This window comes from Citrobacter sp. NCU1 (assembly GCF_010231475.1).
Lineage (GTDB): Bacteria > Pseudomonadota > Gammaproteobacteria > Enterobacterales > Enterobacteriaceae > Citrobacter_D.
Genome location: NZ_NRDO01000048.1, coordinates 1 through 25,945, shown reverse-complemented (window position 1 = coordinate 25,945; position 25,945 = coordinate 1). Strand labels below are relative to the sequence as shown.

The 25,945-nt window shown below is 53.4% G+C and carries 17 protein-coding genes and 1 pseudogene; 11 read left to right on the top strand and 7 right to left on the bottom strand.

Annotated elements, in window-relative coordinates; genetic code table 11:
* Positions 1-409 precede the first annotated feature (409 nt).
* Entirely contained in the window at positions 410-853 is a 444-nt protein-coding gene (locus tag CJP72_RS16680) for an acetyltransferase (protein WP_162382469.1), read from the bottom strand.
* Between the two features lie 156 nt (positions 854-1,009).
* Here CJP72_RS16680 and metA point away from each other — a divergent pair, with 156 nt between their 5' ends.
* The 4 genes from metA (at position 1,010) to aceK (ending at position 6,976) form a co-directional block, all read left to right on the top strand.
* Complete coding sequence (gene metA, locus CJP72_RS16675) at positions 1,010-1,939, top strand: homoserine O-acetyltransferase MetA (protein WP_162382468.1); 930 nt, start codon at positions 1,010-1,012, stop codon at positions 1,937-1,939.
* A gap of 268 nt (positions 1,940-2,207) precedes the next feature.
* Positions 2,208-3,809, top strand: coding sequence for a malate synthase A (aceB, locus tag CJP72_RS16670; protein WP_162382467.1), 1,602 nt, complete (start codon positions 2,208-2,210; stop codon positions 3,807-3,809).
* Positions 3,810-3,840: 31 nt separating this feature from the next.
* A complete protein-coding gene (aceA, locus tag CJP72_RS16665) occupies positions 3,841-5,145 on the top strand; it encodes an isocitrate lyase (RefSeq protein ID WP_162382466.1) in 1,305 nt (434 codons plus the stop codon).
* A 97-nt stretch (positions 5,146-5,242) separates the two neighbouring features.
* Positions 5,243-6,976: a bifunctional isocitrate dehydrogenase kinase/phosphatase gene (aceK, locus tag CJP72_RS16660; RefSeq protein ID WP_162382465.1), complete on the top strand. Its 1,734-nt coding sequence runs from the start codon at positions 5,243-5,245 to the stop codon at positions 6,974-6,976.
* Positions 6,977-7,053: 77 nt separating this feature from the next.
* On the opposite strand, the gene iclR is transcribed toward aceK, so the two are convergent.
* Positions 7,054-7,878, bottom strand: a complete 825-nt coding sequence (gene iclR / locus CJP72_RS16655) for a glyoxylate bypass operon transcriptional repressor IclR (protein ID WP_162382464.1) — start codon at positions 7,876-7,878, stop codon at positions 7,054-7,056.
* Positions 7,879-8,073: 195 nt separating this feature from the next.
* Here iclR and metH point away from each other — a divergent pair, with 195 nt between their 5' ends.
* The 3 genes from metH (at position 8,074) to rluF (ending at position 14,685) form a co-directional block, all read left to right on the top strand.
* On the top strand, positions 8,074-11,757 hold the full coding sequence (gene metH / locus CJP72_RS16650) for a methionine synthase (protein ID WP_162382463.1): 3,684 nt from the start codon (positions 8,074-8,076) through the stop codon (positions 11,755-11,757).
* 257 nt (positions 11,758-12,014) lie between these two features.
* Positions 12,015-13,646, top strand: a complete 1,632-nt coding sequence (locus CJP72_RS16645; protein WP_162382462.1) for a sodium-dependent inorganic phosphate transporter — start codon at positions 12,015-12,017, stop codon at positions 13,644-13,646.
* Positions 13,647-13,815: 169 nt separating this feature from the next.
* Entirely contained in the window at positions 13,816-14,685 is an 870-nt protein-coding gene (rluF, locus tag CJP72_RS16640; RefSeq protein ID WP_162382461.1) for a 23S rRNA pseudouridine(2604) synthase RluF, read from the top strand.
* On the opposite strand, the gene CJP72_RS16635 is transcribed toward rluF, so the two are convergent.
* From CJP72_RS16635 to rtcR, 3 genes are all read right to left on the bottom strand, one after another.
* On the bottom strand, positions 14,686-14,958 hold the full coding sequence (locus CJP72_RS16635) for a DUF3811 domain-containing protein (protein WP_009653910.1): 273 nt from the start codon (positions 14,956-14,958) through the stop codon (positions 14,686-14,688).
* Positions 14,959-15,053: 95 nt separating this feature from the next.
* Positions 15,054-15,995 (bottom strand): ketopantoate/pantoate/pantothenate transporter PanS, encoded by a 942-nt coding sequence (gene panS / locus CJP72_RS16630; protein WP_162382460.1) that lies wholly within the window; start codon positions 15,993-15,995, stop codon positions 15,054-15,056.
* 111 nt (positions 15,996-16,106) lie between these two features.
* Positions 16,107-17,687 (bottom strand): RNA repair transcriptional activator RtcR, encoded by a 1,581-nt coding sequence (gene rtcR, locus CJP72_RS16625; RefSeq protein WP_162382459.1) that lies wholly within the window; start codon positions 17,685-17,687, stop codon positions 16,107-16,109.
* Between the two features lie 448 nt (positions 17,688-18,135).
* On the opposite strand from rtcR, the gene CJP72_RS16620 reads away from it, so the two are divergent.
* Genes CJP72_RS16620 through CJP72_RS16610 form a run of 3 tightly spaced genes read left to right on the top strand, consistent with a single transcriptional unit; the run spans position 18,136 to position 21,289 of the window.
* Entirely contained in the window at positions 18,136-19,263 is a 1,128-nt protein-coding gene (locus tag CJP72_RS16620; RefSeq protein ID WP_162382458.1) for a slipin family protein, read from the top strand.
* Positions 19,264-19,267: 4 nt separating this feature from the next.
* Entirely contained in the window at positions 19,268-20,494 is a 1,227-nt protein-coding gene (locus CJP72_RS16615; protein WP_162382457.1) for an RtcB family protein, read from the top strand.
* 6 nt (positions 20,495-20,500) lie between these two features.
* Positions 20,501-21,289: a nucleotidyltransferase domain-containing protein gene (locus tag CJP72_RS16610; protein ID WP_162382456.1), complete on the top strand. Its 789-nt coding sequence runs from the start codon at positions 20,501-20,503 to the stop codon at positions 21,287-21,289.
* A gap of 42 nt (positions 21,290-21,331) precedes the next feature.
* Here the strand turns inward: CJP72_RS16610 and lysC are convergent, their stop codons facing one another.
* Positions 21,332-22,681 carry a lysine-sensitive aspartokinase 3 gene (gene lysC / locus CJP72_RS16605; protein ID WP_162382455.1) on the bottom strand — a complete coding sequence of 450 codons (1,350 nt, stop codon included), beginning with the start codon at positions 22,679-22,681 and terminating at the stop codon, positions 21,332-21,334.
* Between the two features lie 305 nt (positions 22,682-22,986).
* Between lysC and pgi the strand changes: the two genes are divergently transcribed.
* Positions 22,987-24,636: a glucose-6-phosphate isomerase gene (gene pgi, locus CJP72_RS16600; protein ID WP_162382454.1), complete on the top strand. Its 1,650-nt coding sequence runs from the start codon at positions 22,987-22,989 to the stop codon at positions 24,634-24,636.
* 81 nt (positions 24,637-24,717) lie between these two features.
* Here the strand turns inward: pgi and CJP72_RS16595 are convergent.
* Positions 24,718-25,899 (bottom strand): annotated as a pseudogene (locus CJP72_RS16595) (arabinose isomerase); the annotation flags it as partial.
* Positions 25,900-25,945 lie beyond the last annotated feature (46 nt).

Below are 25,945 nucleotides of genomic sequence, written 5' to 3'. Positions count from 1 at the left end.
CCTGATGATGTTCATCAGGCGTTTTACAGACAAAAAACTGTCAACCTATATCAGGACTAGTCATCTGTTGCTTAATGGCGAGCACTCTCCGGAACAGGACCTATTCGTCGGGAGCGGATTTAAACGTTGCACAGCAACGGCCCGGAGGGGGTAGGACGCCAGCCATAAACGGCCAGGTATAAAACACGTGAAGAAGCCCATCCTGACGGATGGGCTTTTTTGCGTCTGTGGTCCGGGGAAATGCCGGATTGAGCAGATTTTATCAGTCCATATCCGACGTGCAGGCCTGATAAGCGCAGCGCCATCAGGCAATCCAAATATACCGGAGGGTGACTTTTACACACTTTATCCGGGTTACAGAGAATCACAGACACAGCGATCTCCGGCAATAAAAACCGTACTGGATCTCTTATTTTCCGGTATACGCCAGATTCAATAATGGATACGGTTTTCCAAGATCATCAACTCCTGAACGTCCCGTTACGTTAAATCCCATCTTTTTATAGAACCCAACGGCTTGTTCATTTTGCTCATTAACGTTGGTCGTTAACCTGGGAGCCAGCGTCAGCGCATGCTCGACCAGTCTTTTCCCGACACCACAGCCGCGAACATCAGGATCGACGAATAATGCATCCATATGTTCGCCGGTGAGCAGCATGAATCCTACAGGTTCATCCTGCTCTGTCACGGCCAGCCATAATGGTGCTTCAGGTAAAAACGAACTGACAAGTTCTTCCAGTTCAACGCGATATTCCGCTGACAGGAAATCATGGGTGGCATCGACTGAGCGACACCAGAGGGAAATCAATTTCTCGCCTTCATCACGCCGCGACCGGCGAATGTTAATAACCATATCTTCTCCTTTTATTTATGCTTATATTTTATCGTAGATATGGTCGTGAAACTTTCTCACTTTTAGCATGCAGGCTCGACATCCGTGTTATTTCTGGGTATCTTCAGCTATCTGGATGTCTAAACGTTTAAACGTATGTAGTGAGGTTATCAGGTTATGCCGATTCGCGTACAGGACGAGCTGCCCGCCGTCAATTTCTTGCGTGAGGAAAACGTCTTTGTGATGACGACATCTCGCGCTTCCGGTCAGGAAATTCGTCCGCTGAAGGTACTTATTCTCAACCTGATGCCGAAGAAGATTGAAACGGAAAACCAGTTCCTGCGTCTGTTGTCGAACTCACCGCTTCAGGTTGATGTTCAATTACTGCGCATTGATGCTCGTGAGTCGCGTAATACGCCAGCGGAACATCTGAATAATTTTTACTGTAACTTTGAGGATATCCGCGATCAGAACTTTGATGGCCTGATTGTGACCGGCGCGCCGCTGGGGCTGGTTGAATTTAATGATGTTGCTTACTGGCCGCAAATAAGACAAGTGCTGGAGTGGGCGAAGGACCACGTCACTTCGACGTTGTTTGTCTGTTGGGCGGTGCAAGCCGCGCTGAATATCCTTTACGGGATCCCGAAGCAGACGCGCACAGATAAACTTTCTGGTGTTTATGAGCACCATATTCTTCATCCTCATGCTTTACTGACTCGCGGATTCGATGATTCGTTCCTCGCCCCGCACTCACGCTATGCCGATTTCCCGGCGGTGCTGATCCGTGATTATACCGATCTTGAGATCCTGGCTGAAACGGAGGATGGAGATGCTTACCTGTTTGCCAGTAAAGATAAGCGTATCGCCTTTGTGACGGGTCATCCGGAATACGATGCGAATACGCTGGGCAGTGAATATTTTCGGGATGCTGAAGCAGGATTAAACCCGGATGTACCGTACAACTATTTCCCGAAAAATGATCCGCAAAACAGACCACGCGCAACATGGCGTAGCCATGGCAATTTGTTGTTCATCAACTGGCTCAACTATTACGTCTATCAGATCACGCCATATGATCTGCGTCACATGAATCCAACGCTGGATTAATCTTCTGTAGCTGGCGATCCTAAAGCGTTTCAGCATGTTGAATCAGGCACCTTCGGGTGCCTTTTTTATTTCCGAAACGCACCTCATCGTGTAATTAAATTTTATTTTTATTGTTATCAATAGGTTAATTGCAAATTAAATTAAAAATGGAAATTGTTTTTGATTTTGATTTTTAATTGAGTAGTCTTAGTGGTGCTGAACGAAAACCACACAACGATCCTTCGTTCGCATTGGGGAAGTATTCGGATCCATGACGAGGAGCTGCACGATGAATCAACAGGCAACGACAACTGACGAATTGCTGTTTACCCGGCCATATGGTGAGCAAGAGAAGCACGTTCTGACCGCAGAAGCAGTAGAGTTTCTGACCGAACTGGTGACGCGGTTTACGCCGAAGCGTAATAAACTGCTGGCCGCACGTATCCAGCAGCAGCAGGATATCGACAATGGAAAGTTGCCTGATTTTATTTCGGAAACGGCTTCCATTCGTAATGGCGACTGGAAAATTCGTGGAATTCCCGAAGACTTACAAGACAGGCGCGTAGAAATTACCGGTCCTGTTGAGCGCAAAATGGTGATTAACGCCCTGAATGCTAACGTGAAGGTCTTCATGGCGGATTTTGAGGATTCTCTGGCGCCGGACTGGGATAAAGTGATTGATGGCCAAATTAACCTGCGCGACGCGGTCAATGGCACCATTAGCTATACCAATGAAGCCGGAAAAATCTACCAGCTCAAACCCGATCCCGCGTTACTGATTTGCCGCGTGCGCGGCCTGCATTTACCTGAAAAACATGTCACCTGGCGCGGTGAAGCAATTCCGGGCAGCCTGTTTGATTTTGCCCTTTATTTCTTCCACAACTACAAAGCGTTGCTGGCAAAAGGCAGCGGCCCCTATTTCTACTTGCCGAAAACCCAGGCCTGGCAGGAAGCGGCGTGGTGGAGCGAGGTGTTCAGCTACGCCGAAGATCGTTTTAATTTGGCACGGGGCACCATCAAAGCGACGTTACTGATTGAAACGCTGCCGGCGGTGTTCCAGATGGACGAAATCCTGCATGCGTTGCGTGATCATATTGTTGGCCTCAACTGCGGTCGCTGGGATTACATTTTCAGCTATATCAAAACGTTGAAGAATCATCCGGATCGTGTACTGCCCGATCGCCAGGTGGTGACGATGGACAAACCGTTCCTCAGCGCTTACTCGCGTCTGCTGATCAAAACTTGTCACAAGCGCGGTGCATTTGCGATGGGCGGCATGGCGGCATTCATTCCGAGCAAAGATACCGCACGCAATAATCAGGTACTCAATAAGGTAAAAGCGGACAAATCGCTGGAAGCCAATAACGGCCACGACGGTACCTGGGTTGCCCACCCGGGTCTGGCGGATACCGCGATGGCGGTGTTTGATGAAATCCTCGGTGAACATAAAAACCAGTTGTTCGTCACGCGTGATGACGATGCGCCGATTACCGCCGAACACCTGCTGGCGCCTTGTGAAGGAGAGCGTACCGAAGAGGGGATGCGCGCCAATATTCGCGTCGCGGTGCAGTACATCGAAGCGTGGATCTCCGGCAATGGCTGTGTACCGATTTACGGCCTGATGGAAGATGCCGCGACGGCGGAAATCTCCCGTACCTCCATTTGGCAGTGGATCCATCACGAGAAAACCCTGAGCAACGGCAAAGCCGTCACTAAAGCGCTGTTCCGCCAGATGCTGGCTGAAGAGATGTTAGTGATCCAGGAGGAACTCGGCGAGCACCGCTTCAGCAGCGGGCGTTTCGATGAAGCCGCCCGTCTGATGGAGCAGATCACCACATCCGACGACCTTATCGACTTTCTGACTCTGCCAGGCTACCGCCTGTTAGCGTAAATCACCACATAACAATATGGAGCATCTGCACATGAAAACCCGTACTCAACAAATCGAAGAATTACAGCAAGAATGGACACAACCGCGCTGGGAAGGCATTCGTCGCCCCTATAGCGCGGAGGAAGTGGTGAAATTACGCGGCTCGGTCAACCCGGAATGCACGCTGGCACAGTTGGGCGCCGCCAAAATGTGGCGACTGCTGCACGGTGAATCGAAAAAAGGCTACATCAATAGCCTCGGCGCGCTGACCGGTGGTCAGGCGTTGCAGCAGGCGAAAGCCGGTATTGAAGCGGTCTATCTGTCTGGTTGGCAGGTGGCGGCGGATGCTAACCTGGCATCAAGCATGTACCCGGATCAATCACTGTACCCGGCGAACTCCGTCCCGGCGGTGGTGGATCGGATCAACAACACTTTCCGCCGTGCGGATCAGATCCAGTGGTCTACTGGTATTGAACCCAACGATCCGCGTTACGTGGACTACTTCTTGCCGATCGTCGCCGATGCAGAAGCCGGCTTTGGCGGCGTGCTGAACGCATTTGAACTGATGAAATCGATGATTGAGGCCGGTGCAGCGGCTGTTCACTTCGAAGATCAGCTGGCGTCAGTGAAGAAATGTGGCCACATGGGCGGTAAGGTACTGGTGCCGACGCAGGAAGCGATTCAAAAACTGGTGGCCGCGCGTCTGGCAGCCGACGTGATGGGCGTACCGACGCTGGTGATTGCCCGTACCGATGCGGACGCAGCGGATCTTATCACCTCTGACTGCGATCCCTATGACAGCGAATTCATTACCGGCGAACGTACCAGCGAAGGTTTCTATCGCACGCACGCCGGTATCGAACAGGCGATCAGCCGTGGCCTGGCCTATGCGCCGTATGCGGATCTGGTGTGGTGCGAAACTTCCACGCCGGACCTCGAATTGGCTAAACGTTTTGCGGATGCCATTCACGCGAAGTATCCGGGCAAATTGCTGGCTTACAACTGTTCTCCGTCGTTTAACTGGCAGAAGAATCTGGACGACAAAACGATTGCCAGCTTCCAGCAGCAGTTGTCGGATATGGGCTACAAATATCAGTTCATCACGCTGGCAGGCATCCACAGCATGTGGTTCAACATGTTCGACCTCGCGCGTTCCTATGCGCAAGGCGAAGGTATGAAGCACTACGTCGAGAAGGTCCAGCAACCGGAGTTCGCCGCAGGCAAAGACGGATATACCTTCGTCTCGCACCAACAGGAAGTGGGTACCGGTTACTTCGATAAAGTCACCACCATTATTCAGGGGGGCGCCTCTTCGGTCACCGCACTGACAGGATCCACTGAAGAATCTCAGTTCTGATCCATGCCGGATGGCGCTTACGCTTATCCGGCCTACTCTGAACCGTAGGTCGGATAAGGTGCTTGCACCGCCATCCGGCAACAGATAAGGACAAACAATGTCACGTGACCTGGAATTACTGATTGCTCAAACCATCCTGCAAGGCTTTGACGCGCAGTATGGTCGATTTCTGGAAGTGACATCCGGCGCTCAACAGCGCTTCGAACAGGCCGACTGGCATGCCGTGCAGCAGGCAATGAAAAGCCGTATCCACCTTTATGATCACCATGTGGGTCTGGTCGTGGAACAGTTACGCTGTATTACGGGCGGCAAAAGCGCCGATGCGGCATTTTTGCTGTGCGTTAAAGAACATTACACCCGGCTGTTGCCGGATTACCCGCGCTTCGAGATTGCGGAGAGCTTTTTTAACTCTGTCTATTGCCGGTTATTTGACCACCGCTCGCTGACCCCCGAGCGGTTATTTATTTTTAGTTCTCAGCCGGAACGTCGTTTCCGCACGATTCCTCGCCCGCTGGCAAAGGATTTTTTTCCGGTGAGTGGTTGGGAACCGCTATTAACGCGGGTGCTTAGTGATCTTCCGCTTCGCTTACCCTGGCAAAACAAAAGCCGTGATATTCACTACATCATTGAGCATCTGACAGAGGCATGTGGCACGCAAGGCCTGCATCATTGTCATCTTCAGGTGGCGAATGAACTGTTTTACCGCAACAAAGCCGCCTGGTTGGTGGGGAAGTTGATAACCCCGACAGGCACGCTGCCATTTTTGCTGCCGATTCACCGCACTGATGAAGGCGAGCTGTTTGTTGATACCTGCCTGACCACCACGGCGGAAGCCAGCATCGTATTTGGTTTCGCCCGCTCCTATTTTATGGTGTACGCGCCGCTGCCAGCCGCGCTGGTTGAATGGTTACGCGAGATCCTGCCGGGCAAAACGACGGCTGAGCTGTATATGGCGATCGGCTGTCAGAAACATGCGAAAACTGAAAGCTATCGCGAGTACCTGTGGTATCTGGCCAAATGCGATGAGCCGTTTATTGAAGCGCCAGGCATACGCGGGATGGTCATGCTGGTGTTTACCCTGCCGGGCTTCGACCGGGTCTTTAAAATCATCAAAGACACGTTTGCTCCGCAAAAAGAGATGTCCGCCGCCCACGTGCGCGCTTGCTATCAGTTGGTTAAAGAGCATGACCGTGTGGGCCGGATGGCGGACACGCAGGAGTTTGAGAATTTCGTCCTCGAGAAGCGGCAAATTGATCCGGCATTAATGGCGCTATTCATGCAAGAAGTGCCAGAGAAAATCACCGATCTTGGCGATCGCATTGTTATCAGCCATTTGTACATTGAACGTCGTATGGTGCCGCTCAATATTTGGCTGGAGCAGGTGGAAGGCCAACAACTGCGTGACGCGATTGAAGAATACGGCAACGCGATTCGCCAGCTGGCGGCCGCCAATATTTTTCCCGGTGACATGCTATTTAAAAACTTCGGCGTCACCCGCCACGGGCGCGTCGTGTTCTATGACTACGATGAAATTTGCTACATGACGGAAGTGAATTTCCGCACGATTCCGCCGCCGCGTTATCCGGAAGATGAGCTGGCCAGCGAACCGTGGTACAGCGTTTCTCCTGGCGATGTATTTCCGGAGGAGTTTCGTCACTGGCTCTGCGCCGACCCCAGAATTGGGCCGCTGTTTGAAGAGATGCACGCCGATCTGTTTCGCGCCGACTATTGGCGCGCATTACAGGCGCGAATCCGTGAAGGGCATGTGGAGGATGTTTACGCCTATCGCCGCCGTCAACGGTTTAGCGTGCGTTATAATCAGGCCGGATAAGTCATCCGTAGGCCTGATAAGCGTAGCGCCATCAGGCATTTCATCGACGGATGGCGGCGTAAAATGCTTTACTCACCTTAGCGGAAACCGCCATACGCCAGCGTCACTTCTTTTGCGGCCTTAATCGCCATGGCACCGAACTCCGTTACCCGGTCATCGGTGATGCGCGAAACAGGCCCGGAGATAGAAATCGCGGCAAACGGCTCGCGATGTTCGTCATAAATACACGCTGCCACGCAGCGTAAACCCAGCGCATGTTCTTCATCATCAAACGAATAGCCGCGCTTACGCGTCTGGGCAAGGTCATCTTTAAGATGCACAGGCGACACCAGCGTGGCATGGGTATAAGCATGTAGCCCTTTACGGTGAAGTAAGCCGGTGACCTGTTCTTCGCTCAACTGCGATAAAAATGCTTTACCCGCGCCGGACGCGTGCATCGGCAATTTGCCGCCGATAGGCGCAGACATGCGCATCAGTTGGGTGCACTGTACCTGGTCGATGATAATCGCCTGATGGTCGCTCTGGTCAAGCACTGCCAGATTGACTGTTTCGCCGGAGTCTTCCATCAACTTGCGCAGGATCGGGTGGACAATCGCCAGCAGATTCCGGCTTTGTAAGAAACTACTGCCAACAATAAAGGCATGAGCGCCTATTGCCCAGTGGCCCAGTTCACCGACCTGGCGCACAAATCCCTGTTGCTGCATGGTGGTCAATAAACGGTGAGTGGTTGAATTAGGTAAACCCGCCTGTTGCGCCAGTTCGGTCAGCGCGACGCTGCCGTTAGACTCTGCAATCCATTCCAGCAGCTTCAGGCCACGGGTGAGAGACTGAACCTGTCCGGTCGCGGGGGTCGTGGCAGCAGCGGGTTTTCTTCCGCGTTTTGCGGGAACGGGGGCAACCATAGCTGTCTCCTTTTCTGTATCGTGGAAATCATTTTCGTTTTATTTAATTATAATGCAAGAATTCCTGTACTGATCGGAGGAGTGAAGCTGAACATGTCTCATGTTGCCCGCTGTTTGCTTTTCCGTCACATCAGTTTGTGCCAGTATGGTTTGTTGGCCATTTTGGGTCTGGGTTGAGCGTTGTCGGGAGCAAGTGTGAGCAGCAAAGTTGAACAACTGCGTGCGCAGTTAAATGAACGTATTCTGGTGCTGGATGGCGGCATGGGCACGATGATCCAGAGCTACCGTTTAAGCGAGCAAGACTTTCGCGGCGCGCGTTTTGCCGACTGGCCGTGCGACCTCAAAGGCAACAATGATCTGTTGGTGCTGAGCAAACCGGAAGTGATAACCGCGATTCATGACGCCTACTTTGAAGCGGGCGCGGATATCATCGAAACTAACACCTTCAACTCCACGACCATCGCGATGGCGGATTACCAGATGGAATCCCTGTCTGCGGAGATCAACTTCGCCGCAGCCAAACTTGCCCGTGCCTGCGCTGACGAGTGGACGGCGCGTACGCCGGAAAAACCACGCTATGTTGCGGGCGTTCTCGGTCCAACCAACCGTACGGCGTCCATTTCGCCAGACGTGAACGATCCGGCATTCCGTAATATCACCTTTGATCAGCTGGTTGCGGCTTACCGTGAATCCACCAAAGCGCTGGTGGAAGGCGGTGCGGACCTGATCCTGATTGAAACCGTGTTTGATACGCTCAACGCCAAAGCTGCTATTTTTGCGGTGAAAGAGGAGTTTGAAGCGCTGGGCGTCGACCTGCCGATTATGATCTCCGGCACCATCACCGACGCTTCCGGGCGCACGCTCTCCGGTCAAACGACGGAGGCGTTTTATAACTCCCTGCGCCACGCTGAAGCGCTCACCTTTGGTCTCAACTGTGCGCTGGGACCGGACGAACTGCGCCAGTATGTGCAGGAACTGTCGCGTATTGCCGAATGCTACGTCACTGCGCACCCGAACGCCGGACTGCCGAACGCTTTTGGCGAATATGATCTTGATGCCGACACGATGGCGGCTCAGATTCGCGAATGGGCGCAAGCGGGCTTCCTGAATATTGTCGGCGGCTGCTGCGGCACCACGCCGGAACATATTGCGGCGATGAGTCGTGCGGTGGCGGGTTTGCCGCCACGCCAGCTTCCGGAAATTCCGGTGGCCTGCCGTCTTGCCGGTCTGGAGCCGCTGAACATCGGCGACGACAGCCTGTTTGTCAACGTGGGCGAGCGTACTAACGTTACCGGTTCCGCAAAATTCAAACGCCTGATTAAAGAAGAGAAATACAGCGAAGCGCTGGATGTCGCGCGTCAGCAGGTCGAAAGCGGCGCACAGATTATCGACATCAACATGGATGAGGGGATGCTTGACGCCGAAGCGGCGATGGTGCGTTTCCTCAACCTGATCGCCGGTGAACCGGACATCGCGCGCGTGCCAATCATGATCGACTCCTCGAAATGGGAGGTCATCGAAAAAGGGCTGAAGTGCATTCAGGGCAAAGGCATCGTTAACTCGATCTCGATGAAAGAGGGAGTGGAAACCTTTATCCACCACGCCAAACTGCTGCGTCGTTATGGGGCGGCGGTAGTGGTGATGGCCTTTGATGAACAGGGCCAGGCCGATACCCGCGCGCGCAAAATCGAGATCTGCCGTCGGGCGTACAACATCCTCACCGAAGAGGTCGGTTTCCCGCCAGAAGATATCATCTTTGACCCGAATATCTTTGCGGTGGCGACCGGCATTGAAGAGCACAACAACTATGCGCAGGACTTTATCGGCGCCTGCGAAGACATCAAACGCGAATTGCCGCATGCGTTGATCTCCGGTGGCGTCTCAAACGTTTCGTTCTCGTTTCGCGGCAACGACCCGGTACGCGAAGCGATCCACGCGGTATTCCTCTATTACGCCATTCGTAACGGCATGGACATGGGGATCGTCAACGCCGGGCAACTGGCGATTTACGACGACTTGCCTGCCGAGCTGCGCGATGCGGTGGAAGATGTTGTCCTCAACCGTCGTGACGACGGCACCGAACGTCTGCTGGATTTGGCCGAGAAGTATCGCGGCAGCAAAACGGATGATTCTGCTAACGCCCAGCAGGCCGAATGGCGTAGCTGGGACGTAAAAAAACGCCTCGAATACTCACTGGTGAAAGGGATCACCGAGTTCATTGAGCTGGATACTGAAGAAGCGCGCCAGCAGGCGGCACGCCCGATTGAAGTCATTGAAGGCCCGCTGATGGATGGCATGAATGTGGTCGGCGACCTGTTCGGTGAAGGGAAAATGTTCCTGCCGCAGGTGGTGAAATCCGCCCGCGTGATGAAACAAGCGGTGGCTTACCTTGAACCGTATATCGAGGCCAGCAAAGAGAAAGGTTCCAGCAACGGCAAAATGGTCATCGCCACCGTAAAAGGTGACGTGCACGACATCGGTAAAAACATCGTCGGCGTGGTGTTGCAGTGTAATAACTACGAGATTATCGATCTCGGTGTGATGGTTCCGGCAGAGAAAATCCTCAGAACCGCCAGAGAAGTGAATGCGGATTTGATAGGGCTTTCCGGGCTGATCACCCCGTCGCTCGATGAGATGGTCAACGTGGCGAAGGAGATGGAGCGCCAGGGCTTTACTATTCCGCTGCTGATTGGCGGCGCGACCACTTCGAAAGCGCACACGGCAGTGAAAATCGAGCAGAACTACAGCGGTCCGACAGTCTATGTGCAGAACGCGTCGCGCACCGTTGGCGTGGTGGCGGCCTTGCTCTCAGACACCCAGCGTGATGACTTTGTCGCCCGCACCCGTAAAGAGTACGAAACCGTGCGTATCCAGCACGGGCGCAAGAAACCGCGCACGCCGCCGGTCACGCTGGCGGCAGCGCGTGACAACGATTTGGCGTTCGACTGGGCAAGCTACACACCGCCAGTGGCGCATCGTCTGGGCGTACAGTGCGTTGAAACCAGTATTGAAACCCTGCGCAACTACATCGACTGGACGCCATTCTTTATGACCTGGTCGCTGGCCGGTAAATATCCGCGCATCCTCGAAGATGAGGTGGTGGGTGAGGAAGCGAAGCGTCTGTTTAAAGATGCCAACGATATGCTCGATACGCTAAGTGCGGAAAAATCCCTTAACCCGCGCGGCGTGGTGGGGTTATTCCCGGCGAACCGCATCGGTGATGACATCGAAATCTACCGTGATGAGACGCGTACTCATGTGTTGGCGGTCAGCCATCATCTCCGCCAGCAAACCGAGAAAGTGGGTTTTGCCAACTACTGCTTGTCTGACTTTGTGGCGCCGAAACTGAGTGGTAAAGCGGATTACATCGGTGCCTTTGCGGTCACTGGCGGGCTGGAAGAAGATACGCTGGCCGATGCATTTGAAGCCCAACACGACGACTACAACAAGATTATGGTGAAAGCGATTGCCGACCGTCTGGCAGAGGCTTTCGCGGAATATCTGCATGAACGCGTGCGTAAAGTCTACTGGGGCTATGCGGCACACGAGAATCTCAGCAATGAGGAACTGATCCGCGAAAATTACCAGGGTATCCGCCCGGCACCGGGCTACCCGGCTTGTCCTGAACACACGGAAAAAGGCACCATCTGGGAACTGCTGGAGGTGGAAAAACACACCGGCATGAAGCTCACCGAATCTTTCGCCATGTGGCCGGGGGCATCGGTATCGGGTTGGTACTTCAGCCACCCAGACAGCAAATACTACGCCGTCGCGCAAATTCAACGCGATCAGGTGGAGGATTATGCGCTGCGCAAAGGTATGCCGGTTGCCGAGGTCGAGCGTTGGTTAGCGCCAAATCTGGGGTATGACGCAGACTGACCATCTGCGCCGCCGACGGTCAGTGTCACAGATGTGTCATCTTTACTTATAACAAACAGGGCGCTCAATGAGTGCCCTGTCTCTTTATTGCGTGTAAACCCTTATACTGGAAGAAGGTTCGGGATCATCGTAGGCCGGATAAGCGTAACGCCATCCGGCATTGGTATGATGCCTGATGGCAACGCTGACGCGTTTTATCAGGCCTACGGTCATTCATGAGTCTCAGGAACATATAAATATAAGGAGAACCCGATTCCGTGTTAACTCTGTTACACCTGCTTTCTGCGGTTGCTCTGTTGGTGTGGGGCACTCACATTGTGCGTACCGGCGTGATGCGTGTTTTTGGCGCGCGCCTGCGCACCGTTCTCAGCCGTAGCGTTGAAAAGAAACCGCTCGCCTTCTGTGCGGGGATTGGCGTGACTGCGCTGGTACAAAGCAGTAACGCCACCACCATGCTGGTGACCTCATTTGTCGCCCAGGATCTTGTCGCCCTGACGCCCGCATTAGTCATTGTATTAGGGGCTGATGTGGGGACCGCGCTGATGGCGCGGATCCTGACCTTCGATTTGTCCTGGCTGTCGCCACTACTGATTTTCATCGGCGTCATCTTCTTTTTGGGGCGTAAACAGTCCCGGGTCGGGCAACTGGGGAGGGTCGGGATTGGCCTTGGTCTGATTCTGCTCGCACTGGAGTTGATTGTGCAGGCGGTGACGCCGATCACTCAGGCTAACGGGGTGCAGGTAATATTTGCCTCGTTAACCGGCGATATCCTGCTGGATGCGCTGATCGGCGCGTTGTTCGCCATTATCAGTTATTCCAGCCTGGCGGCTGTGCTGCTGACGGCAACCCTGACGGCGGCGGGAATTATTTCGTTCCCGGTGGCACTCTGTCTGGTGATCGGCGCCAACCTCGGCTCCGGCCTGTTGGCGATGCTCAACAACAGCGCGGCCAACGCGGCGGCGCGGCGTGTGGCGCTCGGCAGTTTGTTATTCAAGCTGGTGGGGAGTCTGCTGATTCTGCCGTTTGTTCACATGCTGGCGAACGCCATGGACGAACTGCCGCTGCCAAAATCTGAACTGGTGATCTACTTCCACGTCTTTTACAACCTGGTGCGTTGTCTGGCGATGGTGCCCTTTGCCGAACCGATGGCGCGATTTTGTAAGCGTATTATTCGCGACGAACCGGAGCTGGATGCCCATCTGAAACCGAAACATCTGGATGTCAGCGCCCTGGACACGCCGACCCTCGCACTGGCGAATGCCGCGCGTGAAGCGCTGCGTATTGGCGACGCCATGGAACAGATGATGGAAGGGCTTAAGCGAGTGATGCACGGTGAGCCGCGCGAAGAGAAAGAGCTTCGCAAGATGGCGGATGATATCAACGTGCTATATACCGCGATCAAGCTCTATCTGGCGCGGATGCCAAAAGAGGAACTGGCGGAAGAAGAGTCGCGTCGCTGGGCTGAAATCATCGAAATGTCACTCAACCTGGAACAAGCCTCTGATATCGTCGAACGGATGGGCAGCGAGATTGCCGACAAATCACTGGCGGTGCGCCGGGCCTTCTCCGTGGAAGGGTTGAAGGAGCTGGATGCGCTGTACGACCAGTTGCTCAGCAATCTGCAACTGGCGATGTCGGTCTTCTTCTCTGGAGACGTGACAACTGCGCGTCGTTTGCGCCGAAGTAAACATCGTTTTCGTATCCTCAATCGCCGTTACTCGCATGCTCACGTTGATCGTCTGCATCAGCAGAACGTACAAAGCATTGAAACCAGCTCACTGCATCTGGGTCTGCTGGGTGATATGCAGCGTCTCAATTCACTGTTCTGTTCGGTCGCGTATAGTGTGCTGGAGCAGCCGGATGAAGACGACGAGCGGGATGAATATTGATAAAACCGGAAACCTGATACGCATCGCGCCGTCAGGTTTCCGGCTCACACACGTATAACCTCCCATGCCTGAAAAGCGCGGTAGATCACATCTATCGCCAGTGTGTTGCGCCACGATTATTTTTTATCGTCGGCAAGGTGAGGTATATTTCGCTTTTACAGGAGAATTTATGCTGCCCGACTCATCTATCCGATTAAACAAATACATCAGCGAAAGTGGAATTTGCTCCCGTCGTGAAGCCGATCGCTATATCGAACAAGGCAACGTTTTCCTGAACGGTAAACGCGCCACCATTGGCGATCAGGTAAAACCTGGCGACGTTGTAAAAGTAAACGGTCAGTTGATTGAGCCGCGCGAAGCAGAAGATCTGGTGCTGATCGCCCTGAACAAACCGGTCGGTATTGTCAGCACCACGGAAGACGGCGAGCGTGACAACATCGTCGACTTTGTAAACCATAGCAAACGCGTATTCCCGATTGGTCGTCTGGACAAAGACTCGCAGGGACTGATTTTCCTCACCAACCACGGCGATCTGGTCAATAAAATCCTGCGCGCTGGTAACGATCACGAAAAAGAGTATCTGGTCACGGTGGATAAACCGGTGACGGATGAGTTTGTCAGTGGGATGGCGGCAGGCGTACCGATTCTCGGGACGGTCACGAAGAAGTGTAAAGTGAAAAAGGAAGCCCCGTTTGTCTTCCGTATCACGCTGGTGCAGGGGCTGAACCGCCAGATCCGCCGTATGTGCGAGCATTTTGGCTACGAAGTCAAAAAGCTGGAACGTACGCGAATTATGAACGTCAGCTTAAGCGGCATTCCGTTGGGTGAATGGCGTGATTTAACCGATGACGAACTGATTGACCTCTTCAAGCTTATCGAAAATTCCTCTTCCGAGGCGAAGCCAAAAGCGAAAGCAAAGCCGAAAACGGCGGGTATCAAACGCCCGGTCGTGAAGATGGAAAAAACGAACGAGAAAGCACGCCCGGCGTCAAACGGTAAACGTTTTACTGCGCCGGGACGTAAGAAGAAAGGGCGCTAGTTAGCGTCTGCCGCGCGTTGGCGTATTGGCCGACCAGGAAAAAGATGCCTCGGCATCCGGTTTATAAGCCTGCTTTTTCTTTAACTGGCGGGCTTTTTTTGCCTCTGCTTCCCGCAGCGCCATCAGTTTGTCGATGTATTCCTTTTTCACGCTGTTAGTCTCCGCGTTAGTCAACGGACGACCGTGCGCAATACGGGCGCGGTCCAGCAGCGTTTTCAGTTCACGCTGTTCGCGTTCAGTCATCTCTTTTTGGGTAATGCGGGGGAGTGCCATAGGTGTACCCTCAGTCAGCCAGATGACCCAGTGTACGGTAATGTGGTGCAATCTGATAGGGTATGCCGGGTAAGCGCGAGCCACCCGGCACTTTTTTAATTCACTTTTACCGGGTCACGCGGCTTCTCATCAATCGGCTTTCCTGACCAGTACCCGGCCAGCAGCGAGCCGGAAAGATTATGCCAGACGGAAAACAGCGCGCCAGGCAGCGCCGCGAGCGGGCCGAAGTAGATTTTGCCCAGTGCCGCCGCGAGACCGGAGTTTTGCATCCCGACTTCAATGGCCAGCGTGCGGCAGGTGGACTCGTCAAATCCGAACAATTTCCCGCCCCAGTAACCGCCGAGCAGGCCGATGGTGTTATGCAGGATAACGGCGATAATCACCACAAAACCGACCGAAGCAATATGCGATGCGGAACCGGCAACCACTGCGCTAATGATCGCCAGAATACAGGCCATTGAGAAGGCGGGCAGGTACGGTTCCACCGCTTTCACTACGCGGGGGAAGAGATGGTGCACAATCAACCCCAGGCCAATCGGGATCACCACGATTTGCAGAATGCTGAGCAGCATGCCCATCACATCCACCTGAATATGCGCATCGACATACAGGCGTGTCAGCAAGGGGGTGGCAATGACACCGACCAGGGTGGAAACGGAAGAGATGGTCACCGACAGGGCAACATCGCCTTTCGAAAGATAAATCATGACATTGGATGCGGTTCCGCTGGCAACGCTACCGACTAATACCATCCCGGCGGAGAGTTCCGGGGGCATCTTAAACAACAGCGCCAGCAGCCAGGCGGCGAGCGGCATGACCAGATAATGCAGGAATATCCCTGCGGCAACCGGCGCGGGGCGTGAGAGCACACGTTTGAAATCGTCAATTTTCAGGTGAACGCCCATACCGAACATAATCAGCATCAGCAGCGTGGCGACCCACGGACCGATGGCGGTAAAGGGGGTTGGCGTATAATACGCAATAACAGAGAGCAGCAGCGCCCATAACGGGAACAGCCTTGTGATAACGGCGAGCATAGTGTTTTCCTTGCGATAATGTTGTGTTTGCTTGTTATAAAAAAGCCGGGTTCGAGCCCGGCTATTGTTATTATTTATATGTTGTTTGAATTTTATTCAAACAAATTATGTTCATGTTCTGACTTTGGGGCTTTCCCAGCTCAGGCCAAAACGCGCCAGATACTTACGCAGGCGGTCAGCATCGTTAGGATTCGTTTTCTTCTGCCGCGAAATGGCGAAGAGTTCGCGCCCGGCTTCAGACAACGACGCGCTGCGGCGGCAGACTTCAAGCACGGTTTCCAACTGGTGGCGATCAAAGAGATCGATGTCCATCTCCAGTTCCGGCTGCGACGCCGTGTCCCGCCAGGTTTCCTGCAACAGCGCAATCTCTTCTTCAGCGAGATCCAGGGTGATACGCCCTTGCTCGGCCAGCGTTGCCATTCGCGCGACGGACGAACTCAGTTCGCGAAAATTGCCGCGCCATTGCGCCTGAGGTGAACAGGCAAATGCCAGATAGCGCTCGCGCGCTTCTTTGTCAAAGCGGATCTGGGGCTGTCTACTGCTGGAGAAACGTTGGAGCTCATACTCGATGTTGGGGGCGATGTCTTCACGTCGTTGTGCGAGGCCGGGCAGGGCAAAACTCCACATATTAATACGTGCATAGAGATCTTCACGAAACCGCCCTTCGGCGACCCATTGCGGCATATCGCGATGGGTGCCCGCAATCAATTGGAAATCACTCTGCACCTCTTTATCGGAGCCAAACGGGAAAAAGGTTTTTTCCTCAATCGCTTTTAGCAGCATAGCTTGCTCATCCAGCCCCAGTTCGGCAATTTCATCCAAAAACAGCACACCACCGTTGGCTTCGCGTAACAGACCTGTTCGTGGCGTCAGTGCGCCCGTGAACGCCCCTTTCACATGACCAAACAGCGTAGACATTGCGTTATCGCCGCGCAGGGTGGCGCAGTTGACCGCCACCAGTTTACCGTCAACCCGGTGCCGCGACTGACGAAGCTGAAAAATCCGCTTCGCGAGAAAGGATTTTCCTGCACCCGTGGGGCCGGTAAGCAGAATAGGGTCGCCAGAACGCAGGGCCACGCGCTCGATGCGGTCAATCAGTTTATTGAACGTGGCATTGCGCGTATCGATACCGGCTTTGAGAAATGAGACGGACTGCTGTTGCTCGCGCTGGAAGCGACTGGTGAGCGTGGTATAGCGGCTTAAATCGAGATCGATGACCGAACAGGTGCCGGGGGCAATCATCTCCTCCGGAACGCCCTTCGCCGCAGGCCCAGTTTGTAGCAAACTGGCGGGCAGATAACGCGCTTCCGTCAGCAGGAACCAGCAAATTTGCGCTACATGGGTGCCGGTGGTGATGTGCACCAAATACTCTTCGTTTGCAGTATCGAACGTGTAGTGGGTGGAAAAATCGAGGAACGCGGCATAGACCTCTTCGAAATCCCACGGGTTCGCAATGGCGATAGCGTGTGGACGAACCTCTGTATGAGGCGAGAGTAAATGGATATCTTCCGCCAGTTGCTGGCACATCCCGGCGTCGCGTGGCTGGTGGATAAGTTCCAGTCGGTCAACAGGAAAATCCGGCTGTTGGCACAGACCGACCGTGGGTCGCCATTTTTTTAAACGATTTGCCCGCTTACCGCGTTTATCCAGTACCGTACCCAGAACGCCAATGACTACTCGCCTTTTTTTCATTGCTTATCCAAAAAGATAAATGTCGATATTTAAAGATAAAAAATATAATCGGCATCTGCAATTATCATTATTAATGTAAAAATTAATACCTTATTAATCAATTAATTAAAAATAATTTCATCTTTTTTTCATCCTGGCACGCTTCTGGCAATAACTCTCTTGTCAACACGTTGAAAGCGCAGGGGGTTAAACCCCGCCGGCACGTCAGGAACGGCAGCGGTTGTTTTCCTGAGGTGTTCCGTCAACCGAATGACACCTGAACAATGGGTTCGATTCCCGATTCATTTTTCCAATGAAAATGGTTGTTAATCATAGAAATAAAAACGGGTATTGCGCAGTCAGCACACCCCAAAACAGGTTGCCGGTAATGATGCCGCGTCGTAGGCAAAAGGGAATTCCCTGTGACGTCACCTCTGCACCCGCACCTGAATTGACAAGGAAAAGAGAAATGACGAAGAAAATTACAATACGAAAAGGGCAATTAGGTCTGTTAGCGAAGAATGGTGACTACTATCAGGTTCTGGAGGCGGGTGAGTGCCGTCTGTGGTGGTTCAATACACCTGAGGTGCTGGTCGTTAACCTGGACGGCAGTGAAGTGCCGGAAGCGTTGGCTGACTATTTACGCCGTTTTCAGCCTGAATGGGTTGAGCGCTATTGCATCATCGCTGATTTAACCGATTTTGAAGCGGGTGCGCTGTATATCAATGGTGTATTGCAAGAAATTCTTGCGCCCTCAACACGTCGTTTGTACTGGAAATCGGTTGAGAACATGCACCTGATGCGTATGGATACACGGCAGGTGCAGGTTCCAGCAGACGTAATGAATGCCGTGTTGCAACCCCGCCGCAGTGGGGTAGTAAAAGGTCGCGATATTATTCTCACCGTGTCTATTGCTGCCTGGCATGTAGGCGTTTTAAAAGTCGATGGCGAAACTCAGACGTTACTGCCGCCAGGATTGAGTGCTTACTGGAAGGTGAATCATCTTGTGGAGGCCGAAGCGGTCGATACCCGACTGCAGGTGTTGGAAGTGGGGGGGCAGGAGATCCTGACAAAAGACAAAGTGAATCTGCGTTTGAATCTGGCGGCTAACTGGCGTTATCAGGATGTTTTACAGGCTTTTGGGCAACTGGCGAAACCGCTGGATCACCTTTACCGCGAGCTGCAATTCGCTCTACGTGAAGCCGTGGGAACACGCACTCTCGATGAATTGCTGGAGGATAAGCAGTTGATTGATCAAGTAGTAAGTGCGCAGGTGAAAAAACGCATGATGCCCTTTGGTATTGAAATTGCCTCGTTGGGTGTGAAGGACATTGTGCTGCCGGGTGAGATGAAAACCATCCTGGCGAAGGTTGTGGAAGCAGAGAAATCGGCTCAGGCGAACGTTGTCCGCCGACGAGAAGAGACGGCGGCAACACGCTCACTGTTGAACACAGCCAAAGTGATGGAAAACAACCCGATCGCGTTGCGGCTTAAGGAAATGGAAACCCTTGAAAGAGTGGCGGAACGTATCGATAAAATCTCGGTTTTCGGTGGACTGGACCAGGTTCTCCACGGCTTAGTGAATATTAAAGGATAAGAATATGGCGCATGACGACTATGAGTTGTTGGCGACGCAGAATGCGGCGCCCGTGAAAATGTGGACGCACGGCGTACCGGTAGAACCCGAGGCGCGCCAGCAACTGCTGAATACGGCGAAGATGCCCTTCATTTTTAAACACCTGGCGGTGATGCCGGACGTGCATCTGGGAAAGGGGTCGACCATCGGTAGTGTGATCCCGACCAAAGGGGCGATTATTCCGGCGGCTGTGGGTGTGGATATCGGTTGCGGGATGATTGCGGTGCGCACCTCTCTGCTGGCGGACGATTTGCCGGATAACCTTAGCGGGCTGCGTAACGCGATTGAGCAGGCCGTCCCACATGGGCGCACTAATACGCGCTCCCGTCGGGATAAAGGCGCGTGGGAAACGCCGCCAGAAGAGGTGAGTGCTCACTGGGGGGATCTGGTGCCGCGCTTTACGCGTCTGACCGACAAGTATCCGTCGTTGCTGAAAACCAATAACCATCAACATCTCGGAACACTGGGAACCGGTAACCACTTTATTGAGGTGTGTCTGGATGAACAACAGCGTGTCTGGATAATGCTGCACAGCGGATCGCGTGGCGTGGGGAATGCCATCGGTAATATCTTTATCACGCTGGCGCAGCAGGATATGCAGCAGCATATCGCGAATCTCCCGGACCGAAACCTGGCCTATTTTCAGGAAGGGAGCCGACACTACAACGACTACATCGAAGCTGTGGAATGGGCGCAGGATTTTGCCCGGCAGAACCGGGAGGTGATGATGTCTCGTGTGCTGACCGTACTGTCGCGCATCGTGAGTAAACCCTTTATCACCCAGCAGGAAGCGGTGAATTGCCACCATAACTATGTGCAGAAAGAGCATCACTTCGGTGAAGAGGTACTGGTGACGCGTAAAGGCGCCGTCTCTGCGCAGAAAGGCCAAATGGGGATTATCCCGGGGTCTATGGGGGCGAAAAGCTTCATCGTGCGTGGACTGGGGAATGAAGAGAGCTTCTGTTCCTGTAGCCATGGGGCGGGAAGGACGATGAGCCGAACGGCGGCCAAAAAACGTTATACCGTGGCGGATCAGATTCGCGCGACGGCTCATGTTGAATGTCGTAAAGACAGCGAGGTGATCGATGAGATTCCGATGGCCTACAAGGATATAGACGCCGTGATGTCGGCGCAGTCTTCGCTGGTGGAGGTCGTTCATACGCTGCGGCAGGTCGTGTGCGTCAAAGGATAAATGAAGATGACGAAAAATTCAGTGAGTGTCACGATGCGCGAACGGGTCGCGCGGCAGTTAAAAGAAGTGGAGGCGCGCTACGGCGTTCGAGTGCTGTATGCCTGTGAATCGGGAAGTCGCGGCTGGGGTTTTGCCTCGCCGGATAGCGATTACGATGTGCGTTTTTTGTATGTCCATCCGCTGGAATGGTATATGCGGGTTGAAGCAGCGCGGGACGTGATCGAACTGCCGATAGACGATGAGCTGGACGTGTGCGGCTGGGAGTGGCGCAAAGCGCTGGGGTTGCTGAAAGGGGCAAACCCGACGCTGATCGAGTGGCTGGGCTCTCCCGTGGTCTATCAGCAGGATGATGCAACGGTAATTGCGCTTAAGGCGATGATACCACAGTGGTTTTCACCGATTCGCGCGCGCTGGCACTACTACTCAATGGCGCAAAAAAACTTTCGCGGTTATTTGCAGGGGGAAGAGGTGCGGTTGAAAAAGTACTTCTACGTTCTGCGCCCGTTGCTGGCGGCTCGCTGGATTGAAGCGGGAAAAGGAGTACCTCCGATGCGTTTTGCCGAGCTGTTGGCAGGCAGTGAGCTGGATGCGCCATTACGCCAGGAGATAGAGGAACTGCTGGCGCGTAAACAGCGTGCCGGAGAAGTGGAATATGGTTTACGGCGTCCGTTGCTGCATGCGTTTATTCACGCCGAACTGGCGCGAGGCCAGATACCGCCGACGCTACCGGATTGCCGGGAAGGCGATGTGAAGGCACTGGATCAGCTGCTTTATGAAACGGTGATGAGAAACTGAACATGGCCCGGGGCAATGCAGACCGGGCCATTGTATTGGCGATCATTCAAACAAATTATAATGCAGCTTCTGCACGACTTGCTCTGCTTCGGTACCGGGCACCAGGAAACAGAGGTTATGGCTGGAGGCGCCATAGCAAATCATACGGATGTTGAACGGCTCCAGTACGCCGAAGACCTCTTTACCCACACCGCAGGCTTTTGACAGATCGTTGCCAATCAGCGCAACCAGAGCAAGACCTTCCTCGACTTCTACCCGACACAGTGCGGACAGCTCCATCAGCAGTGACTGGGTCAGCAGCGTATCGCCTGTCGAGGTGGAACCGGTGGTGTCCAGCGTCAATGCTACGCTCACTTCAGAGGTGGTTATCAAATCGACGGAGATATTGTGGCGCGCCAGAATGCCGAAGACTTCTGCGAGGAAGCCGCGGGAGTGCAGCATATTCAGGCTATGCAGCGTTAACAGGGTTTGTTTACGACGCAGCGCCAGCGCGCGGAACAATGGCGGATTTTGCGTCTGGTTGCACACCAGCGTACCGCCTGCTTTTGGATCTTTGCTCGAGCCGACAAAGACAGGAATATCACTGCGCACGGCGGGCAGCAGCGTTGCCGGGTGCAACACTTTCGCGCCGAAGGTGGCCATTTCCGCCGCCTCTTCAAAGGCAATTTCATCAATGCGTTGTGCGGAAGGGACGACGCGTGGATCGGTGGTGTAAATGCCCGGAACGTCGGTCCAGATATCAACGCGCGTCGCGTGCAGCGCTTCTGCAAGCAGTGCGGCGGTGTAATCGCTGCCGCCACGGCCGAGCGTGGTGGTGCGGCCCTTGCTTTCGCTACCGATAAAGCCCTGGGTAATCACTAATCCTTCATTCAGACGCGGAGCCAGTTGTTGTGCTGACAGTTCGGAGAGCGCCGCGATATCCGGTTCTGCGCGACCAAAACGGTCGTTGGTGCGCATCACTTTACGCACGTCAAACCACTGTGCCTGGACATTGCGCTCCCGCAGAATCTCCACAAACAGCAGGGTGGACATCAGTTCACCGTGGCTGACCAGTTCGTCGGTCAGTGCTGTTGAGGTCGCCAGCGAGGCGGCTTCTGCCAGCGTGGTGATGTTTTCCAGCAGGCGTTCGATCTCTTCGCGGATCACGTTGGGATAACGTAAACGTTCCAGGATATCGAACTGAATTTTACGGATAGCGTCGAGTTTCTCGAAACGTTCTGTCGGCTCCAGACCTTCGGCCAGTGCAACCAGCAGGTTGGTGATCCCGGCAGAGGCGGAAAGGACCACTAAACGGACGCTGGTATCGGAAAGCACCACGTCGGCGCTACGGTTCATGGCATCAAAATCGGCTACGCTTGTACCACCAAATTTGGAGACAACAATATTTGTCATTACAACCTCGTGTCAGGGAATGAAAAGAGCGACCATGGCACAAGGGCGAAACAAAAACCGGTGCAGGCGCAAATACCGTATTTATAAATAAAATGTGTGGAGGGCACTGTCAACGACGGGATTATGCGGATTTTTCATGCTGTCCAGGCTCTGAGTAATGGTGCTTATAACAGCTATACTTTTTGCTGCTTTTCATCCGCGTTTGACACATGCCAGGGTTACGGCACTAAAACAATCACACTTTTCTGTGACTGGCGTTACAATCGATCTCAGTCACAATTCTCAAAATCAGAAGAGTATTGCTAATGAAAAACATCAATCCAACGCAGACCTCAGCCTGGCAGGCACTCCAAAAACACTTTGAAGAGATGAAAGACGTTACGATCGCGGATCTGTTCGCGAAAGATAGCGATCGTTTCTCTAAATTTTCTGCAACGTTTGACGATCTGATGCTGGTGGATTTTTCCAAGAACCGCATCACTGAAGAGACGCTGGCTCTGCTTCAGGGTCTGGCGAAAGAGACCTTCCTGGCGGATGCCATTAAGTCCATGTTCTCCGGTGAGAAGATCAACCGCACCGAAGATCGCGCGGTGCTGCATGTTGCACTGCGTAACCGTAGCAATACCCCGATTATCGTTGACGGCAAAGATGTGATGCCGGAAGTCAACGCGGTGCTGGAGAAGATGAAAACCTTCTCTGAAGCGATTATTTCCGGAAGCTGGAAAGGCTATACCGGCAAAGCGATTACTGACGTGGTGAACATTGGTATCGGCGGCTCCGACCTCGGCCCATTCATGGTGACTGAAGCGCTGCGCCCGTACAAAAATCACCTGAACATGCACTTCGTGTCTAACGTTGATGGCACCCATATCGCCGAAGTGCTGAAGAAAGTAAATCCGGAAACCACGCTGTTCCTGGTGGCGTCTAAAACCTTCACTACGCAGGAAACCATGACCAACGCCCACAGCGCGCGCGACTGGTTCCTGGCGACCGCAGGTGATGAAAAACACGTGGCGAAACACTTCGCGGCGCTGTCTACCAACGGTAAAGCGGTGGGCGAGTTCGGTATCGATACGGCAAATATGTTCGAATTCTGGGACTGGGTGGGAGGTCGTTACTCCCTGTGGTCGGCGATTGGTCTGTCGATCATCCTGTCCGTTGGCTTTGATAACTTTGTTGAGCTGCTCTCCGGCGCGCACGCGATGGACAAACACTTCTCCACCACCGCACCTGAGAAAAACCTGCCGGTGCTGCTGGCGTTGATTGGCATCTGGTACAACAACTTCTTCGGCGCAGAAACCGAAGCTATTCTGCCGTACGACCAGTACATGCACCGTTTCCCGGCCTACTTCCAGCAGGGCAACATGGAATCTAACGGCAAATACGTTGATCGTAACGGCAATGCGGTGGATTACCAGACTGGTCCTATCATCTGGGGCGAACCGGGTACTAACGGCCAGCACGCGTTCTATCAGCTGATTCACCAGGGCACCAAAATGGTTCCTTGTGACTTCATTGCTCCGGCGATCACTCACAACGCGCTGTCTGACCACCATCAGAAACTGCTGTCTAACTTCTTCGCCCAAACCGAAGCGCTGGCGTTCGGTAAATCCCGCGAGGTGGTTGAGCAGGAATACCGTGACCAGGGTAAAGATCCAGCGACGCTGGAACACGTGGTGCCGTTCAAAGTGTTTGAAGGCAACCGTCCGACCAACTCCATCCTGCTGCGTGAAATCACCCCGTTCAGCCTGGGCGCGCTGATTGCCCTGTATGAACACAAAATCTTCACTCAGGGTGCAATTCTGAACATCTTCACCTTCGACCAGTGGGGCGTTGAGCTGGGTAAACAGCTGGCGAACCGCATTCTGCCTGAACTGCATGATGATAAAGACATTGCCAGCCATGACAGTTCAACTAACGGCCTGATTAACCGTTATAAGAAATGGCGTGGTTAATAGTGACTGGCATCGCCCCTGGGCGATGCCTTTTTGTTTACTCAGGCCGATGATGAAGGTTGAAAGGACTATCGTCAGCCTTTAACAAATCCGTAGGCTCTGAATGCCAAGCTGATTTGCGATGAGTTCCAGCTTGTGACCGACATGTCCGATACCAATGGCGCAGTGATGTGCCGGTCCCCCCTCGCACCAGCGGCGGGTAAATTCTTTTGCACTGAGTGGGAATCGGTAATGGCTATTGGTATTGCCGATATCAAGCGTTTCACCTTCAACGGCTTCACCTTCTGCGAATTGCAGGGTGACGCGACCATCCTGATGTTCTACAACGGATAAAAAGGTCACCGGGCCTGGCGCGACGGTCATCTGTATTGAGACCCCTTTGCCGGGTTTACCGTGATAAATCGGCAGTGGCACCAGCCGGACTTTTTGCGCAGACATTAACGGATGCGCGGGTCCATCATGGCCCCACTGTACCGTTTGATTTTCAAAATCAATGCCATAAGGCTCAGAAAAAGAACCGCCAGCACCCAATAAGCTGAGGATTTTCATGGCGATGACATTTTTGATTTCACACTCACCTGCAACCGGGATGCCGTTTTCAGTGAGCAATGTATTTCCCAGAATCACGGAGGTGATTATGTTTTCTTGCGGCGAACCGGGCGCCCCCTCGTAATAATATGCCATTGCACCCAGTCGATAACGTTGGGTCATATTATCCAGTGCGATAGCGGTATTTATCGCACGTTGTAATTCTGCTTCTTCACAGGAAGGATCCACCTGCAGCGACTGAAAAACGTGCTGGCGTTTTTGTTCTCTCTCGGCCTCGCTGATTGATGATAATGAGGTCACCAGCTCGCAAACTTCCAGCAATGTAAAACGCACACCAAATTTTGCGCTCAGGTTCGTCATATTAGAATAAACATCATACATGCCATTATAATAATGACCGAGCACGCCAATATTCGTGGTTTGCAGAGACTGAATAACCTGAATCGCCGCCAACCATGCATTTACCTCCTGCCAGGCCTCGTCATCGTCCAGGTATCCTGGTACCAGCATGTGAGGAATCGCTGCGCGTTGGAACACATTAACCAGCTCCGGTGCGCTACAGGCCTGACAGTGTGCCAGCCACTGCCCTGTACGTACGGCACGATCAGGGTGTTGATTTATTGTGTGGCAAGGAACGCTTTTTTCAGGTTGTAGCGCCAGAATTAAGACCGGAACATTCAACCGTTGCACCAGTGGAAGGGTGATGCTGCCAACTTACTGATTTAGTGTATGATGGTGTTTTTGAGGTGCTCCAGTGGCT